This is a genomic window from Ulvibacter antarcticus (assembly GCF_003688405.1).
GTDB classification, from domain to species: Bacteria; Bacteroidota; Bacteroidia; order Flavobacteriales; family Flavobacteriaceae; genus Ulvibacter; species Ulvibacter antarcticus.
The window spans coordinates 997,636-1,013,868 of record NZ_REFC01000011.1; the positions used below are offsets into that span (position 1 = coordinate 997,636).

Annotated in this window: 13 protein-coding genes and 1 tRNA gene; 3 read left to right on the forward strand and 11 right to left on the reverse strand. The window is 36.3% G+C overall.

Going from position 1 to position 16,233, the window contains the following annotated elements; genetic code table 11:
• Positions 1-85: 85 nt before the first annotated feature.
• Positions 86-1,639, reverse strand: coding sequence for a hypothetical protein (locus BXY75_RS04730; RefSeq protein WP_121906530.1), 1,554 nt, complete (start codon positions 1,637-1,639; stop codon positions 86-88).
• Between the two features lie 286 nt (positions 1,640-1,925).
• Between BXY75_RS04730 and BXY75_RS04735 the strand changes: the two genes are divergently transcribed.
• A tRNA-Met gene (locus tag BXY75_RS04735) sits at positions 1,926-1,998 on the forward strand.
• Positions 1,999-2,110: 112 nt separating this feature from the next.
• On the opposite strand, the gene BXY75_RS04740 is transcribed toward BXY75_RS04735, so the two are convergent.
• From BXY75_RS04740 to BXY75_RS17205, 4 genes are all read right to left on the reverse strand, one after another.
• Entirely contained in the window at positions 2,111-3,274 is a 1,164-nt protein-coding gene (locus BXY75_RS04740; RefSeq protein WP_121906531.1) for a DUF3095 domain-containing protein, read from the reverse strand.
• A 188-nt stretch (positions 3,275-3,462) separates the two neighbouring features.
• Positions 3,463-3,603 (reverse strand): hypothetical protein, encoded by a 141-nt coding sequence (locus tag BXY75_RS17090; protein ID WP_170152844.1) that lies wholly within the window; start codon positions 3,601-3,603, stop codon positions 3,463-3,465.
• Between the two features lie 6 nt (positions 3,604-3,609).
• Positions 3,610-5,322, reverse strand: coding sequence for an FAD/NAD(P)-binding protein (locus BXY75_RS04745; RefSeq protein ID WP_121906532.1), 1,713 nt, complete (start codon positions 5,320-5,322; stop codon positions 3,610-3,612).
• A gap of 135 nt (positions 5,323-5,457) precedes the next feature.
• A complete protein-coding gene (locus tag BXY75_RS17205; protein ID WP_211331806.1) occupies positions 5,458-5,610 on the reverse strand; it encodes a hypothetical protein in 153 nt (50 codons plus the stop codon).
• Positions 5,611-7,550: 1,940 nt separating this feature from the next.
• Here BXY75_RS17205 and BXY75_RS04755 point away from each other — a divergent pair.
• Positions 7,551-7,829 (forward strand): DUF2188 domain-containing protein, encoded by a 279-nt coding sequence (locus BXY75_RS04755; RefSeq protein WP_121906533.1) that lies wholly within the window; start codon positions 7,551-7,553, stop codon positions 7,827-7,829.
• Between the two features lie 112 nt (positions 7,830-7,941).
• Here BXY75_RS04755 and BXY75_RS04760 read toward each other — a convergent pair whose 3' ends face one another.
• Complete coding sequence (locus BXY75_RS04760) at positions 7,942-8,238, reverse strand: hypothetical protein (RefSeq protein WP_147437226.1); 297 nt, start codon at positions 8,236-8,238, stop codon at positions 7,942-7,944.
• Between the two features lie 1,474 nt (positions 8,239-9,712).
• Here BXY75_RS04760 and BXY75_RS04765 point away from each other — a divergent pair.
• Complete coding sequence (locus tag BXY75_RS04765) at positions 9,713-10,462, forward strand: hypothetical protein (RefSeq protein ID WP_121906535.1); 750 nt, start codon at positions 9,713-9,715, stop codon at positions 10,460-10,462.
• Positions 10,463-10,788: 326 nt separating this feature from the next.
• Here BXY75_RS04765 and BXY75_RS04770 read toward each other — a convergent pair whose 3' ends face one another.
• The 5 genes from BXY75_RS04770 to BXY75_RS04790 all read right to left on the reverse strand — a co-directional run bounded on the left by BXY75_RS04770 (position 10,789) and on the right by BXY75_RS04790 (position 16,182).
• Positions 10,789-13,005 carry a DNA/RNA helicase domain-containing protein gene (locus BXY75_RS04770; RefSeq protein ID WP_121906536.1) on the reverse strand — a complete coding sequence of 739 codons (2,217 nt, stop codon included), beginning with the start codon at positions 13,003-13,005 and terminating at the stop codon, positions 10,789-10,791.
• On the reverse strand, positions 13,002-13,340 hold the full coding sequence (locus BXY75_RS04775) for a nucleotide pyrophosphohydrolase (protein ID WP_121906537.1): 339 nt from the start codon (positions 13,338-13,340) through the stop codon (positions 13,002-13,004). The genes BXY75_RS04770 and BXY75_RS04775 overlap by 4 nt, the downstream gene beginning before the upstream one ends.
• A 93-nt stretch (positions 13,341-13,433) precedes the next feature.
• The gene (locus tag BXY75_RS04780) at positions 13,434-14,573 is read right to left on the reverse strand and encodes a DUF4236 domain-containing protein (protein ID WP_121906538.1); all 1,140 of its coding nucleotides are present in this window, start codon (positions 14,571-14,573) and stop codon (positions 13,434-13,436) included.
• Between the two features lie 264 nt (positions 14,574-14,837).
• Complete coding sequence (locus tag BXY75_RS04785; RefSeq protein WP_121906539.1) at positions 14,838-15,305, reverse strand: DUF1643 domain-containing protein; 468 nt, start codon at positions 15,303-15,305, stop codon at positions 14,838-14,840.
• On the reverse strand, positions 15,298-16,182 hold the full coding sequence (locus BXY75_RS04790) for a MazG nucleotide pyrophosphohydrolase domain-containing protein (protein ID WP_121906540.1): 885 nt from the start codon (positions 16,180-16,182) through the stop codon (positions 15,298-15,300). The genes BXY75_RS04785 and BXY75_RS04790 overlap by 8 nt, the downstream gene beginning before the upstream one ends.
• Between the last annotated feature and the right edge of the window lie 51 nt (positions 16,183-16,233).

Below are 16,233 nucleotides of genomic sequence, written 5' to 3' on the forward strand. Positions count from 1 at the left end.
TTTCATTTTTGAAGCGAACTTTTTCGCTAATAACTCTTCAGAATTTAAAAGGAAATTTTCACTTCGTTTATATCAAAGCCCACGCTTAGATACCTATAAGACTTTTCTTTAATGCCTTATCAAGATTCAGCCAGATGTAATTAAAAAACGATTTTGTTTTATCAGGCATAACTTCAACTGTTACCTCGCTGAAATTCGAATTATCTTCTTTACTGTCATTTTCGATAAAGATATTGGCGATCGCAGAGAAGAGTTTGTTTTTCTTTTTACCATCCTTCCGAAGAATATTTATTTTAAAATTGTCATAGTTCAATTTAACATCAGAACGCGACATATTTCGATTCCCGTCGGTGGTCATATATACTTTATTCACTTCCCCGCTAAATTGAACACCGAGGTTTGGTTGCATAAATGAATTCATATCCTCAGCTGCCAAATGACCCATGTCTATTTTAAAAATGAAATGATCGGAGACGTCATTGACATCAAAGTTCCAATTCACGCTAACAGGAGTACTCTTCATTAAATTCGCTTGAATAGCAACTTCGGTTTTTACCGGTGCCTGATAGGTATTACTCACATTTTTCATTTGAACATTTAGCTTTTTAAATACAATTTCCCCACCCGAATTATCTGCTTTTACTCTCTCGCGATATTTAAGGAATCCATTTTGTATATCTACACTATCGATGGTAAGTTTAAAAGGCAGCTCTCTTAAAACCCTACTGTATAATCGTTTTGTATTTAAGTTATCCGCTACCAGTTTATCTCGAAAGACTTCAGCCGAAAGGTCTTTAACGCTCACCGCCGTACTTTTTGTGAAGAGTTCTCTTTGTTCGAAACCAAAATCTAAATTCCGAACATTCAGAGATTCCATGCGTACTGTAAAATGATCTCTTTCCACTGGGATTATTTCTGAAAGTTTTTGTTCAGAAACTTTGGTCCAAAGCCTAATATCGTTCGCAACTAACTGATGATCTTTTAGAGCGAAATTATGGGCCGTCAGATTTTCAAAAGAACTTACCTTCACAAATAACGAATCCGATTTAGCCTCATAATCACTATAGTTTAGAGGAATCCTGTTGGCAAGTGTTTCCGAAGAGATTAGAATATCATCAATCTCGACTGTAGCATTTTGCACATACAGTAATTTTTCGTTTTTATCGTTTTCGAAAATAGTGACAGTTGCATTGTCGATACTCAATTCATCGATTAGTACAGGTTTTATAAGATCCAGCACCGGAGTTCGAGTACTGTCTTTTACACGATTAAAATGATGCTTAAAATAAGTAATTTCCGATTTGAAAAGTTTAATGTCTTCTATATGAATTTCATCTGAAAACAGATAATCAAAATAGCTGATATCCTCTATAATGAATTCGGGAACCTTTACAGTTGTGTGAATAGCATCGGTTTTGGTATTTTTTATAGCTACGGAAACATTTGCATAGGTAAGGGTGCCGGAAAATATATTGAGAGAAAGCTCGTCATAGGAGACTATGAAGTTGGATGGAAGGCGAGAAGCCACAAAGTTTTCGACTTTGTTTTTGATAGTGTAATTGATAAACAAGACAGTAGTCAAAGCAACAACTACAACCGAAGCAATCGCCCAACTGGAGTAACGAAGTGTTTTCCTCATCAGTTAAAAATAAGCAACAACTTTCTGCCAACGAAATCTTTATGAGTTATTGTTAAATTTTAGCGAAACATAGCTTGGATAGAATAAAAAGGTTTGTATCTTTGCAGTCCAAAATAAATCAGTCGGCATTATGAACCGTAAGTTAGAAGCTAAGTTGATTATTTTGGAAGATTACATCGCGGGATAGAGCAGCATCCTTCGACTTCGCTCAGGACAAGGTACCTACCGGACTTGAGTAAAGAATAGAGATATAGATAATCGATATTAGTTGATCATAAATACACATCGCGGGATAGAGCAGTAGGTAGCTCGTCGGGCTCATAACCCGAAGGTCACTGGTTCGAGTCCAGTTCCCGCTACTACGAAAACCTCTTGGGAAACTAAGAGGTTTTTTTATTTACAGAATTTGAAGGTCTTTTTGGACCAACACATAAGCGCTAAGTTTGTTTTTAAAAGTTCCGATGCTAGCCTTCAAGAAAGTGCCCACTTTTTTTTAAATGAGATGGCGGCCGAAGTGTAACCACCTTCCGTCCCATCAACGAAATGAATGTGATTTTCCTTTCGATCTTGCACATAACATGACATTATGGAGGCATGAGTGACGTGAATGCCGTATATAATTTGGCCTTTTGTTTCCAATTTATCTAGATATTTAATGAGATTTGTAATTTGAATTTCGTCACCTTCCATCACTGTATTAATAGATCCGTCTATCATTAATGTATCTGATAGCTGACTTACCTTATTCAGATATTCCCTTCCATCTTTAAAAAACTTAAAGTAATAGCTTCCTAAACCAGTGATCAGCCAATTTTTAAGCAAATATGCTGCATTGTACTTGCCAATTCTTGCATACATTTCCTTTCTGATTTTTGAAATGGTTGTATTGAGGATAAGGCGAGGTGTAGAAATAGGTTGGCGTTCTTCAAAATCGCCAAAGATTTCATGTATTTTTTCAAGTATTGAAGCATACACTTTATTATGTTTCGATTCCTCCACACATGAAACTAATAAACAAATAACACGCTTGCTTTCATCCCTAGGTTGAATTTCATCCCAACGACATTCCATACCGGTAAGATTTACTCCTTCTGCAGAATTACGTGTTTTATAAGTAGTGGCACCTTTATCTTTAACAAGTCGTTCGGCATAATGTAATCCTGAACCAACGACAACCGGAACCGTTAAATAATCGTTCAATCGAATCTTGGCTAGCTTTAATTTCACTTTCTCAGCATAGATTTTTTTTACTGAAACTTCACCTACAAGCAAATCAAGATCCAGTATTTTTTTTATATGTACTCTATAATTCTCCAATACGGTTAAAACAGATTCGTGTATTTGCTGAGGAATAAGAAACGTGGCTCCGTCTCCTCCAAAGAAATAGGGTATTTGGTACTTTTTATCTAAGTTTTTAATTTCATTGAGTACAGCAATAATAGCTCCTGCAGCTGCTAGATTTACATCATTGTGTTGGCCTTGAGAGACCGCTTGAGTAGAACCGGAAATATCTGCTACAACAACATACCAAGTGTCCGGAACCTTCACGAATAAACGTTCATCCGATAAGAGAGAAGGTAACGCAATGCGATGAGTCGGCAAATTTTGATAAAACCGTTGTGTACTTTTTAGCATAATATTCCTTAAAACTATTCAAATTTATAAAATGCAACTAGGTCTTACCATCAATTGATAAAAGATTAAGAAAAATTTGTATTTTCTATTGTAAGTCAAATGTATCTAACTAAAAATTGTTCTGTATTGATACTAAAATGATTTCATAACTTTTCATCCCAGCTTAAACTCTCAACTCCCAACACCCATCACCCAACACCCAACTTCCCACTCCCAACTCCCAACACCCAACTCCCAACACCCAACTCCCAGCTTCCAACACCCAACTTCCCACTTCCCACTTCCCACTTCCCACTTCCAAATTCCAACACCCAACACCCAACAACCAAACCACGCTACTGCAAGCGATCTGCCACTCCTTCAGCCCAATCTTCGATTCGACTACCAAAACATTCCAAAATGGCATCTACCCCTAGTACGCTTCCCTTACAATTTCTACCTAGCATAGTTAAAAAGACATTTTCATTCTTTTTGGAAAGAATCACTACTCCATCTTTACGAGTGTCCACTCCTAAATTGGAGGTTACGGGGGAAAGTAAATCACTATTTTTCAGATTTACAATGAGGCCGCTATCGATTGCCACTAATTTCGGAGCATCTAAAACCGAATCAATCATTACATTATAGGTGTCTTTATTCTTTGCTTCGGAAAGCTCCCATCCATTTTCCACACATTTTATGTCGGGATCTCGAGCGTATCTAAGTTCCAGAACACCCTCGTTTGCGAGGGCTATCAATTGCTCAATACTTTTAACTGGCGGACCGTAAGAATACCGCTTCGTGCTTTCATCTAAAGTAACAATCTTTTCGATCACCTCTTCATCGAGCATACAATGAGAAAACAAGGCATACATCGTTGGTTGCAAATGTCGCCAAACCTGCCCTATGCAAAAATCTAGGCTAGGAGCTTCGGTTCCTCTTGCCATGGCAACTGTTTTCATCATATAATCTACAATAGGAAGTTTTGTGTTTAAAATAAGTGAATGCTCAAAACTCATATCATCTAACCAAGATTCAATGATGTTGCGTATATCCTGTTCGTCACTTTTAGTAGAAACAAGGGGATGATTTAAAAATATTGCTGCTGCGATTTCACTGAATGCCTTGAGTAAGAAAGTATGATCCTTTGTTTTTTTATGATCTGTAAGTGATTTGTTAATAGTGTCTCTAAAACCTTGTATTTGAGCATCGGTAGCTTCAAAAAACTGATCTACGTTATTTCCAAGAGGTTTCGGAACCATTGGTAGCCCATCTAATGAAAATGCAGCGATTTTTCCGACGGAATTATCAGAGGGTATATAAGTAAGCTTATCACCCTTCTCATTAGTTGTAAATGACGCTCCTTTTTCCACCGTAAGCATCCGAACCACGTCGATCATGGCCAATCCAAAACCACGTATTGCCACTTTGTGATGTGAGGCTACTTTTGTTTGTAGGTCTTTGCTGTAAGGATTGTCTATGAGTATATTAGGAGTGTTTTCACAATGTTTTTTCCATTTTTTAATCTGATCGTCATCGTAGGTAGATTGATGTCCTATGCTTAATAAGCATTCGTCACATTCATAGGTTTTTCCGGTGTCATCGACTAATAGTAATGAATTAGTTTCGGTTCTGATTTCTTTTACTTCAGTCTTAATAAGTGTATAAAGTTTTTGAGTTTCTAAAACCTTATAAATTGAATTGAATCGCTCATTAAGGTACCTGCCCATAATATTTCTGGGAGGAAATTGATCAACTTCTTCGGAAAGTTTGTGGTTATATTTTTCATCCATCCATTGGATATACGACGGAAATTTAGGAATGGTAAAGCTTTCGAAATCAATCTTCTCTCTTCCTTCCAGGTTTTTTAGCGCACGGTCGGAAATGTTTGACCAATTAGAATCTACCTGATCCAGTTTCCAAACCTGACCGGCACCGGGATATTTCTCCGGCTCGAAAATGAGACCACTTACTTCTGGCTGTGAGGTATATTTGGCGAGCGAAGCCATTAAATTTTCTAAACTGGCAAGTCCTCTAGGCCCACAACCAACAATGGCGATTTTTTTCATAGTTATTTATACAAACAGATACTTTTTAATATAATAAAATTAAGTTTATTTATTACTAAAATTGACGCGAGTACTAGAATTCCGAGGAAAATTTCGAACAATAATGATATATGCTCTTAAGAGGGTATTGAGAAGTCAATATTGAGATTTGAGATTAGAATAATCCTTATCTCTAGTATCTTTTATTTCCATACCATCACCCAACTCCCAACTCCCAACACCCAACACCCAACTTCCCGCTTCCCACTTCCCACTTCCAACATCCAACATCCAACAACCATCACCCATCACCCATCACCCATCACCCAACTTCCCACTTCCTACTTCTCACTTCCCACTTCCAGCTTCCAACTCCCATCACCCAACACCCATTTTTAACCCCGGCTTAAGAAAACCTTCCGTAAAATTCAAGGAGGTGAAACGTTAAACGCTTTCTTCTGTCTGAGTTCGATGGAATCGGACGAGTTAAGAAAGTGTAGTGATCCGACGTAGAATTTAGGATTGTTTTCTTCCGCCTAGACTTTTTTGGTTCTTTTTTCGGCAATGGAAAAATGAACGTATTAAAAATTGTATCGATTATTATGATCGATAATTCAAATGTAGTAAGAAGTTCAGGATGAATTCGGACGAGTTAAGAAAGTGTAGTGATCCGACGTAGAATTTAGGATTGTATTCTTCCGCCTAGACTTTTTTGGTTCTTTTTTCGGCAATGGAAAAAAGAACAGAATAATCTTTTTATAAACAGGCTTCTGTTCATTTCTTTTGCAATGCATTCCTCTCCTTCTTATGCGTTTCTCTCGCGATGCTCGTCGAACGCAAGGGATGCAGTCAAGAAACGAACCAAAGAAAACGACACCCACGCTAATGAATTTTGAAGGCGCTGCCTCCAAACCCCTGTCAAATATCCGCGCTCTCCTCCGTCGTGCTGAAACTCGGATATTTGTCAGGTATTCCAAGCTTAGGGAAGGAAACAAATTTTCAATTTATATTTGCTTACAGCTTACAGCTTACAGCTTATCGCTTACACCATTTTCAACCCCGGCTTCAGAAAACCATCCGTAAAAATTCAAGAAGGTGAAGCGTTAAGCACTTTCTTCTGTCTGAGTTCGATGGAATCGGACGAGTTCAGAAAGTGTAGTGATCCGACGTAGAATTTAGGATTGTTTTCTTCCGCCTAGACTTTTTTGGTTCTTTTTTCGGCAATGGAAAAAAGAACAGAATAATCATAGTATCCTTTATTAGAAAATAGAATCGAAATGCTTCGACAAGCTCAGCATGACATTATAATAATCAATAATCAATAATCCAAAAATCCAACAGAACATTTGTTCATTTCTTTTGCTTGTCCAAAAGAAACGAACCAAAGAAAACGACACCCACGCTAATGAATTTTGAAGGCGCAGCCTCCAAACCCCCGCCAAAAATCCGCATCCTCCTCCGTCGTCCTGCTCTCGGGTTTTTGTCAGGTATTCTACGCTTAGGGAAAGAAATAAATTTAGACAAGCATTCGTCAGCCTAGACTTTTTTGGTTCTCTTTTCGGCAACCATGCTCTGCCATAGCGGCTACGCGACGGCGCAGTGGAAAAAAGAACAGAATAATCATAGTATCCTTTATTAGAATATAGAATCGAGATGCTTAGACAAGCTCAGCATGACAGTGTAATCTTCAATAATCAATAATCAAACAGACCGGAAATCTAGAAATCCAAAAGAACATTTGTTCATTTCTTTTGCTTGTCCAAAAGAAACGAACCAAAGAAAACGACACCCACGCTAATGAATTTTGAAGGCGCTGCCTTCAAACCCCAGCCAAAAACCCGCGTCCTCCTCCGTCGTCCTGCTTTCGGGTTTTTGTCTGGTATTCCACGCTTAGGGAAGGAAACAAATTTTCAATTCAGATTTTGCTACCAACTACCAACTACCAACTACCAACTACCAACTACTAACTATTCACCACTCACCACTCACCACTCACCAAATCCAAAAACCCGCGTCCTCCGTCGTCGTCCTGAATCTCGGGTTTTTGGATTGGTATTCTACGCTTAGGGAAGGAAAAGAACAAATGCTCAATTATCAATTTTCAATGAGCAATTTATATTTTGATTACAGCTTACGTCCTTCTGCTCACTATTCACCATTCACCGCTCACTACCAAAAGAATTACCTAATTTGATTTATTGCTGCTCTTCTAGATATAAGTATCTTCGATCGTTAGAACACAACTTCAAATGGCAAAAGAAAAATCATGGCAACAACTCATACTGGCATTAATAAGAACATTCTTAGAAAATCTTGGACCAAAGCGAGCCAGAACTTGGCATCAACACGTGGTGCCTTATGAGGACGATTGGGCAGTACGACGAGAAGGTAACAAACGCATAACCTCCAAGCATAGAAAACAAAGCACCGCTATTCGAAAAGCAAAGAGTATTGCTAAAAAACGTAAAGCCGATGTGATTATTCACAGGGCGGATGGCACGATTAGAGAACGGATTGGGTTTGATTGATAGCGGATCCTCCTGAGATTTAAAAAGTAATTTATAAGGAATGAGAAGTAAATAGCTTTGAGCAATCTGTCACATACAGAATGTACGAACGACTCACTACAAACGCCCATCTCTAATCACTAATCACCACAGGAATCCCATTAATTGTTTTAAAAACCACCTCCGGATTCAGCCCTAAATAACCTGCCAATTCGCAGTAGCTAATCGGTTGGTGCCTTTCCTTTCCTAGTTTCTCACGTATAGTTTGCAGGATTTTTCGGGCGCTGCGCGCACCTTTCCCCGTAATAGCCTGAATATCGCTCGAATGTATACAAATACGCTGTTGTCTCATGTTTTGATGGTTTATGATACAAGCAAAATGTGGGGAAGTTTGCTTCGCATCAGATGGCACTTCATGTGGCATTAGCATACCGGACAACCGTGGTTATCGCGGTACTCCTGCATTTGCAGGCAAATACATAAGCGAAAGGGACAATAAAAAAAACATGCTATTTACTATGCATGCATAATATATAAACGTTCAAAACGCATATTTATTTTTATTTTCCTGAATTCATAGAATTTTCTTACATCCTGAGTTCCTTTATAAACATTTGATTTACATTTTACACAACTTTGTATAAAACTCCCATTCGAGTACATAAATTTTATTCAAATCATACCCCCTTCCCTTGAAGAAAGGGCAGGGGATGGATGTTTTTACACTATCACAAACCCGCGCTCTCCTCCGTCGTGCTGAAACTCGGATATTTGTCAGGTATTCCACCCTTAGGGAAGTAAAAAAAATGTTCAATTTTCAATGCTCAATTTACATTTTGCCTACAGCCTACAGCCTACAGCCTACACCATTTTCAACCCCGGCTTAAGAAAACCTTCCGTAAAATTCAAGGAGGTGAAACGTTAAACGCTTTCTTCTGTTTGAGTTCAATGGAATTGGACGAGTTAAGAAAGTGTAGTGATCCGACGTAGAATTTAGGATTGTTTTCTTCCGCCTAGACTTTTTTGTTTCTTTTTTCGGCAATGGAAAAAAGAACAGATTAAATGTTGTACTCTTCAATTGTAACGAGAATTTCGTATTTAAAGAAGCATTTTGTTCATTTCTTTTGCTTGTCCAAAAGGAACGAACCAAAGAAAACGACACCCACGCTAATGAATTTTGAAGGCGCTGCCTTCAAACCCCTGTCAAATATCCGCACCCTCCTCCGTCGTGCTGAAATTCGGATATTTGTCAGGTATTCTACGCTTAGGGAAAGAAATAAATTTAGACAAGCATTCGTCAGCCTAGACTTTTTTGTTTCTTTTTTCGACAACCATGCTCTGCCATAGCGGCTACGCGACGGCGCAGTGGAAAAAAGAAAAGAATAAAAATAGTATCCTTTAATTAAATCACGATGTACCGAAAAGCAACTCCTAGCACTGCACAATGAACAATTAAAAAACGGGTCTTTGTCACTTCGAGTGTTTTTTATGACCAGCGGGAATAAAAAATGTATCGAGCAGCTTCTCACCAATCACCAATCACCAATCACTACTCACTACTCACTGCTCACTGAATACTTCCTTCATAGCTTAAGTATGGCTTAAGTATGGATAGTGTATGGAGAGTGTATGGAATAACCATTTAGGAATAAGCACTCACTTTTGGCACCCTACGGCAAAAACGGAAAAAATGGCAAAAAACTGTCTAATAGCACCAATAAAGTACATTATGTCTACAAAGGGTAGGGAACGGAACTCCAAGCTTGCTACTTCCAAAAAAGCGTCCTAGGTTTACCCCGTTGGATGCCATTAATGCCAATAGCGTAATACTGCCGCTGCAGAGGTAGAGTACAAACAAAGGCAGGCGACAACACACATGAATATGAATCTAAAATTTAGAAATCATGGCAAAGCAAAGTAGTATTATTAAAATTGAAGGAACGATCGATGATCTTACCTTCTATAAGAGTAAAGACGGATACAGAATCCGAAGAAAATCGGGAGTGTCTAAAGACCGAATCGCAAACGATCCGGCTTTTGCAAGAACGCGTGAGAACGGAATGGAATTTGGCGAGATGGCTCAGACAGGGAAATTCTTAAGAAGAGCGGTCGTGGACCTCAGTGCGCAAATTTCCGACTCAAGCCTCGTAAGCCGTGTGGTAAAGCGGATGTCTAATATCAAGAAACTGGACACCACTTCTCCCCGTGGCTCGAGAAAAGTAGCGGTGGGACTTACCACACCTGAAGGGAAGTTAGAGTTAAAAGGCTTTGACTTTAACAGTGAAGCGCCTTTACAGGCTATTTTGCGAAAAGAGGTAGCCTTAGATCCCGCAACGGGAACCATCACTCTGGAAGATTTCCATGCCGAAAGGCAATTGGCAAGTCCGCAGGGGGCAACGCATGCGAGTTTCGTGGCGGGAATGGTAAACGTCAATTTTGAAACCGGGGAGGCAGACCTTAAGCTGAGTGCCGAGGTAGAAACACAGGTACATGCTCCTCCGGCAACGCTAACGCTACAACCCGATACGGTGCCAGAAGGCGATGGGGTAGTGCTCTATCTGTTAATGGTCGCTTTTCACCAGGAAATGAACGGGGAGATGTATCCCCTTAGCAACGGTGCTTTTAATGCCCTCTCTATTCTAGAGGTGCTGTAAAGTAAAGTTGAGCAAGTAAATGGAGGACGGGAAACCGTCCTCTTTTTTGTTTTGTGTCATACGTATTGCCCTTGATATTCCGAGGCATGAGGAATCTTTGCAATACGGAATACTAAACAAAGTTGGGTCAGGCTGCGCTGCATGACTGACGCGATTCCAATAAAAAGAAGCAGCCCAAATAAGAGCCATTAAGTCTACTTGGAGTAGCGAATGCAGCATTAAGGACTATGGCTGTCGAAATGCTCTTAAAAGCCCTTACTAGTTTGGAAAATTCTGCTGCTACAAAAGGAAGTTGTTTATTTTTAGAGTAAGACAGTGATAGCCAATCAAATGTCTAGTGTCGTAATATATTCACCAATAACTTTAAGTTCACTCATTTCATTTTCATCCAAGACAATGTTTTTATAAGCTGAATCGAAGGATAGTGGTTTTAGAATTATTGATTTATGAGACCAACCTTCATCAGTTATTACTTTTTCACTATGGTATGACTTTATTGTATAACCTGCACCAAAATCAGAATCTTGAGAATCGTAATGTTTGACTAGCACAATTTTACCTTCTCTAGAACCTCCAGGGTCTTTTTTAAATAAACACCAAGAACCATTTTCAATTTTCTTATTCATTGATTCACCAATAATTTGACATACAAAATAGTCTTCTCTTGCAGAGATATTAATTGGTAATTCTACCCATTTCTGATTCTCATATTCAGTTAGAATTTGCAAATCACTGAATTCACTAGCTGCGGCATAAATGTCAAATATTGGAACCGCATTTACATATGGTTTGACATCTGCAAAGGGTAATACTCTTAACTTACTTTCAGTCTCGAATGATTTAATATGATCTTTGAAATATTCTCGTAAATTTTTATCACAAGCATATATATAAGCACCCTTAATGCCTCTATACATTATCGTTTTGTAAATATTAATAATATATTCCTTAAGGTCTTCGATGTCATCTATGCCTCTTTTCCCGTTCTTGTCAAAGTATTTTGATTTATCAATTACAATTTGATTGGTAACTATATTATATGATATTTCTTCACCAAAGATAATTCCAGTATAATTCAAATCATATCCTTGAGTTGTATGTATACAGCCAACTTCTTTAAATGCGCTTTCTGAATTTATCCAATCTTTAACCGTTTTATTCCATTGTAATTTAACGCCATCAATTTCAATATCAATCGCATCGAGATCTGGTTCAGACTTTTTAGGGTCTGACAACCAAGGCCATGAATATCCTGCAACTAATCTACATAAACCATATTTTTTTTCTTTAATTGTTAGTTGCTCGTACATATCTTTCATGGAATCAAAGACAACTAGGTCATACTTTTCAGGAACGTAAAAACTTTTATTATCGCGTTTTATATTTAATAGGTCATCTACAAAAGTGATGTAATCATTTCCACCATTTGAGCGCATTTGAGACTTAAGCTCTATTTCAATAGTGTTACTTTCACTTATTAATTTATCAAAATGAGAGGAAGGAATGTCCGAAGGTTTAACAGACTGAGCTGAATCATAGAAGAATATTTGATTTTTGCTATTTGCAATTATCCAATCTAATTCAGTTCCAGTATCATCTAGACCTAATTTTCGATTGTTTTTCTTGAAAACACCCATCCAACCAATGTTTTTATATTGTCTTAAACGATGAGCCTCATCAATAATTAACAAGTCATACTTTTTCTTGAAAGTTTCTGAAGGGCTAATTATCATGGTTGACTTTAAATCAGGTATTTTTCTAAATACATTTTGTAAAGTTTTTCGTAAAGAACTCATTGCTACAACAAATCCTATTTCAGCATTAGGATATTTCTCTTTAAAAGCCCTAATTAAATTTATTTCTTGGATTTCATTATCACTAAAATCATCCATATTAGTATCTGAAACATCAGATCCGAGAAGTTTTATTAAATATGTTGCAAGAATAGTTTTACCAGTACCAGCACTACCTTTAATGAAAATTTTACTAGAGTCGTTTTCAGTTAATGCTTCAATAATTTCTAGAACAGAATTGTATTGGTCTTCATTAAGGGATTTATAAGGAGAGTATTTAAAAAGCTCAGAATTTTCAATTTCTTCAAGGGACTTACTTACTATTTTATTTTCAACTAGCTTGCTCCAAATATCCTTGAAAAGGTTTTTGTATAAATCTTGTTGATAGTAATTATGATTAATTAAACCATGATTACCATTTTGCAATTCATAAGTACCTTCTGAAGAAATGTATTGAATCAATTTTGATTCAATATCTAGGGTAGCAGATTTATTAAATTTATCAGATCCAATAATTGATATTTGATTAAAAGCATTAGCTTTTTTTGGATTAGCTAGATGGTTCTTAATCCGATTTGAAAAATTAGTTGATTCACCAACATAAGCAACCCTCTTACCCTCGTTTTGTATAAAATATACAAGAGGCCATTGGTTCTTAACCCAAGGATTATCATTTATTTTGTCTAATGAATTTTTGTTAAAAGCATATCGTTCAGAAATTTGTATTGATAAGTCAAAGAAAACACTCATAGATCAGTATACTTTTTAGCCGTTCCCTTAGCTTTATCAACAGGATATTTTTTGGCGTTTATTTTTATCTTTTCTTCTACGATATCGAATGGATTGAGCTTGTGCTTTTCAGCAAGTAGAAATGCGAAGGAAAGTATATCAGCAAGTTCTTCTTTTACTTTATTGATATCAACTTCTTCCGACTCCATTACTGTTTTCCATAAGTATAATTCGTTAAGTTCGGAGGCTTCTATTGAGATGGCAGTTGCAAGATTTTTAGAATCGTGAAATTGTTTCCAATCTCTTTTATCTCTAAAATCAATAAGCTTCGTAAGTACTTCGTTGTATCTTTCCATTTAATTATAATTAATTAAACCAAATATATGGTAATCTGTTGGCTAAGCGAAATAGTAACAAGTGATAAATTATATTAGTTGTTATGGGTAATGCTATCTCACATTTTTTACGATTCCCGATTGCTTGATTAAGTTTTGATAATCTTTAAATGCCGTTGCAAACTCCTCCGAAAATTCATAATTACTAAATTCATATTCTTCATTCAGCCCTGTGTCTGTAGATAATTTAATTTCACCATACTTAACAACTGGAATTTGATAATTACCCTTAAAACGTTTATCAGGTGTTCCGTTCTTATTAACTTTTGCCCAAGTTTTACCTATTACTTTTGAATCTTTTGGAATAGTTCCAGTTTCGGTGAATCGAACACTACGATGATAAAAATTTAATTCTTCAAAGCCTATAATTGCAAATTTGTGTTTTGAGGAAAACATAACAATGAAATTAGGGTAAAAATATAAATCTGCTCCGTTCGCGTTTTGAAAACAAATGGACTCAAAATCGAATTTAATATCTGGTAGAGTTTTAAATCCAAACTTCACTTCCTTTTTCTTTACTAAAGTACCAGCCGAAGATCTTGATTTTACTGCGTCTTGTTGACTTGCAGTCGTTATATCCCATGTTTTATGGGATGTTGTCAATTTTTTGAAACTCTCTAAAAGGTGTTTATATTTGAGTTCAAATTCTTCGTCGAAGTTGACATCAAGTTTTACGTAACAATTTTCAATTTGGGTTCTAAGTTGTGCAATGGCTTGTTTTTGTGCTGAAATATCAATTTTAATTTTTTCAGGAATTCCTTTTTTAAAGAGGCCATAGATTAATATATAGCTCGCGATCAACTTTAATTTCGTCGAAGATAATTTAGCTTTTATTTTCAGTGATTCTTGATTTAGCTCTTTTCTTTGCTGGTGTGCCAAGAAAATTGAATCTTTGATTCCTTGCATATCCTGACTCGTAATCTCTTGAACATCTGCGCTTATTATTTCTTTTTCTGCATAAACATATTGTTCAGAATTATTTATTTGCTTTTGTGGTTTTGCGTAAATGCTTCCAGTTAGTTTTTGCCTTTGGTAAATTCCCGTTCCCGGAATCCCGGTGTTAAGATAACTTCCGGACTTGCCCATAGTTATATTTGCACCTCTAACTCCTATTGATGTGCTAATTCCATTTTTACTCAAGTTCAAATGAACTCCAGGAATTATTTTAACTCTTCTTCGAAAACTCCAAGCCATATTTTATAAGTTTTTCATTAACGGATTTTTTTCGCACTACTAACAACTCGTTTGAATATGAATCCCAGATTCAGATAGGTCAAGAGGATTTAACAAGAGTTAATTCTTCAATTCTTAATGTCTGAAGCTGTATAATCCCAATACTTCTAAATGAACGCAAGTTAGCTCGGTTTTAAAAGAACAAGAATGATTAATTTTTTCACTGAACATTATACTGTTTACGCAATAGTTATGATTCTAATGTATTGTTGTATGTTGTTATAACTAGAAAATTATAAGTTCAAGATTTGATTTTAAATAAAGAGGATGTTTTGGGTGACCATACTTCGTTTTATCAATGCAGTATACTTTTCTATTTAGCATTTTAATTACTCGTTCATTTCGCATATGAAAATCTCCATTCACTCCCCAGGCTAAAACAACTTTATCAGCTTTATTAGCGATTTCCATTATCCAAAAATCATTCTTTTTACCAATTGGTTCATCCACTTTAAGTAGTTCTTTAGGATAGGGTGTCCTAAAAGCGAATAAATTTGTCATATAAAATCCACCGTAGCCCCAGGATTTTGAAAACGATATACATCTTCTCATTGTTGGGTCATTAATATTTTCATTTGCGGTAGAAGGGTTTAAACCAATAATATTAACTATGGGTAAATTGCTATCCCAAATTCTCCACAATGCATATCTGTAAACTCTATCATCAGAAAATGTAGCACTTGAATCAATCATTCTTAAATGCTCTGTATTTAATTTGTCGCTTATTTAAATCTACGTCTATAATACCTCCTTTATTCTTGTAGGTTTCTCGCCAAAGACTATATCCAGTTATAATAGCTTCATTCCATAATTCATAAGTTGCATTAGAGACTTCTAAACTTCTGGTTATTCTTTCTATCCATTTTAGAAGATCAAATGGCACGTACTTTTCTCTAGTAAAATAATCTAGATCACTTGCCTGTTCATAAATCATTGCAGACACTGCTTCTTCTAGATTAGCTGCTCTTGCACCATCTTCAACTTCATCAATAACTGGATTGTCTTTTCTTTTTCTACTCAAGAGCGACCTCATAACTGGGGACCATCCTAGTATTGTCATAAATGAAAGATGAATGACATCGTGAAATCTGTACCCATCATCAGAAAATGAATTATCAGTAACTCTAGAACCTAATTGTATTGATCCTCCATCCTTTAAATCAATAGAAACTCTAACTTTTCCTCGATCATCTTCGTCAATTCTAAAACTTGTTTTTCTAGGTAATTGTTGATCGACGGGATATCCATCATCAAAAAGTTTTAAATTTGATTTTTTGTTACCCCATCTTTTATTACATTTTTCAATATTGTCTAAAGCAACACTCTCTAATTCTAAATCTAGACAATTAGCTGCATTAGAAACATACCAAAGAATATCGCCCAATTTTTCGGCCATTTTTTTATTATGCTCAACTTCGTTAATATTTTGATGTCTACCTTTTTCATCAAATAGCCTAGACAACATGCCGATAGTTTCAGTTAAATTCCATATTGAACTAGTTAATGACCTTTCTATATCTACAAATTGATTAGTAAGTTTAGACTTTTCTTGATATTCATTAAATTTCATAATTAAATAGTTTTAAGTTTATACTCTTCAATGATATACAACGGTTAAGCA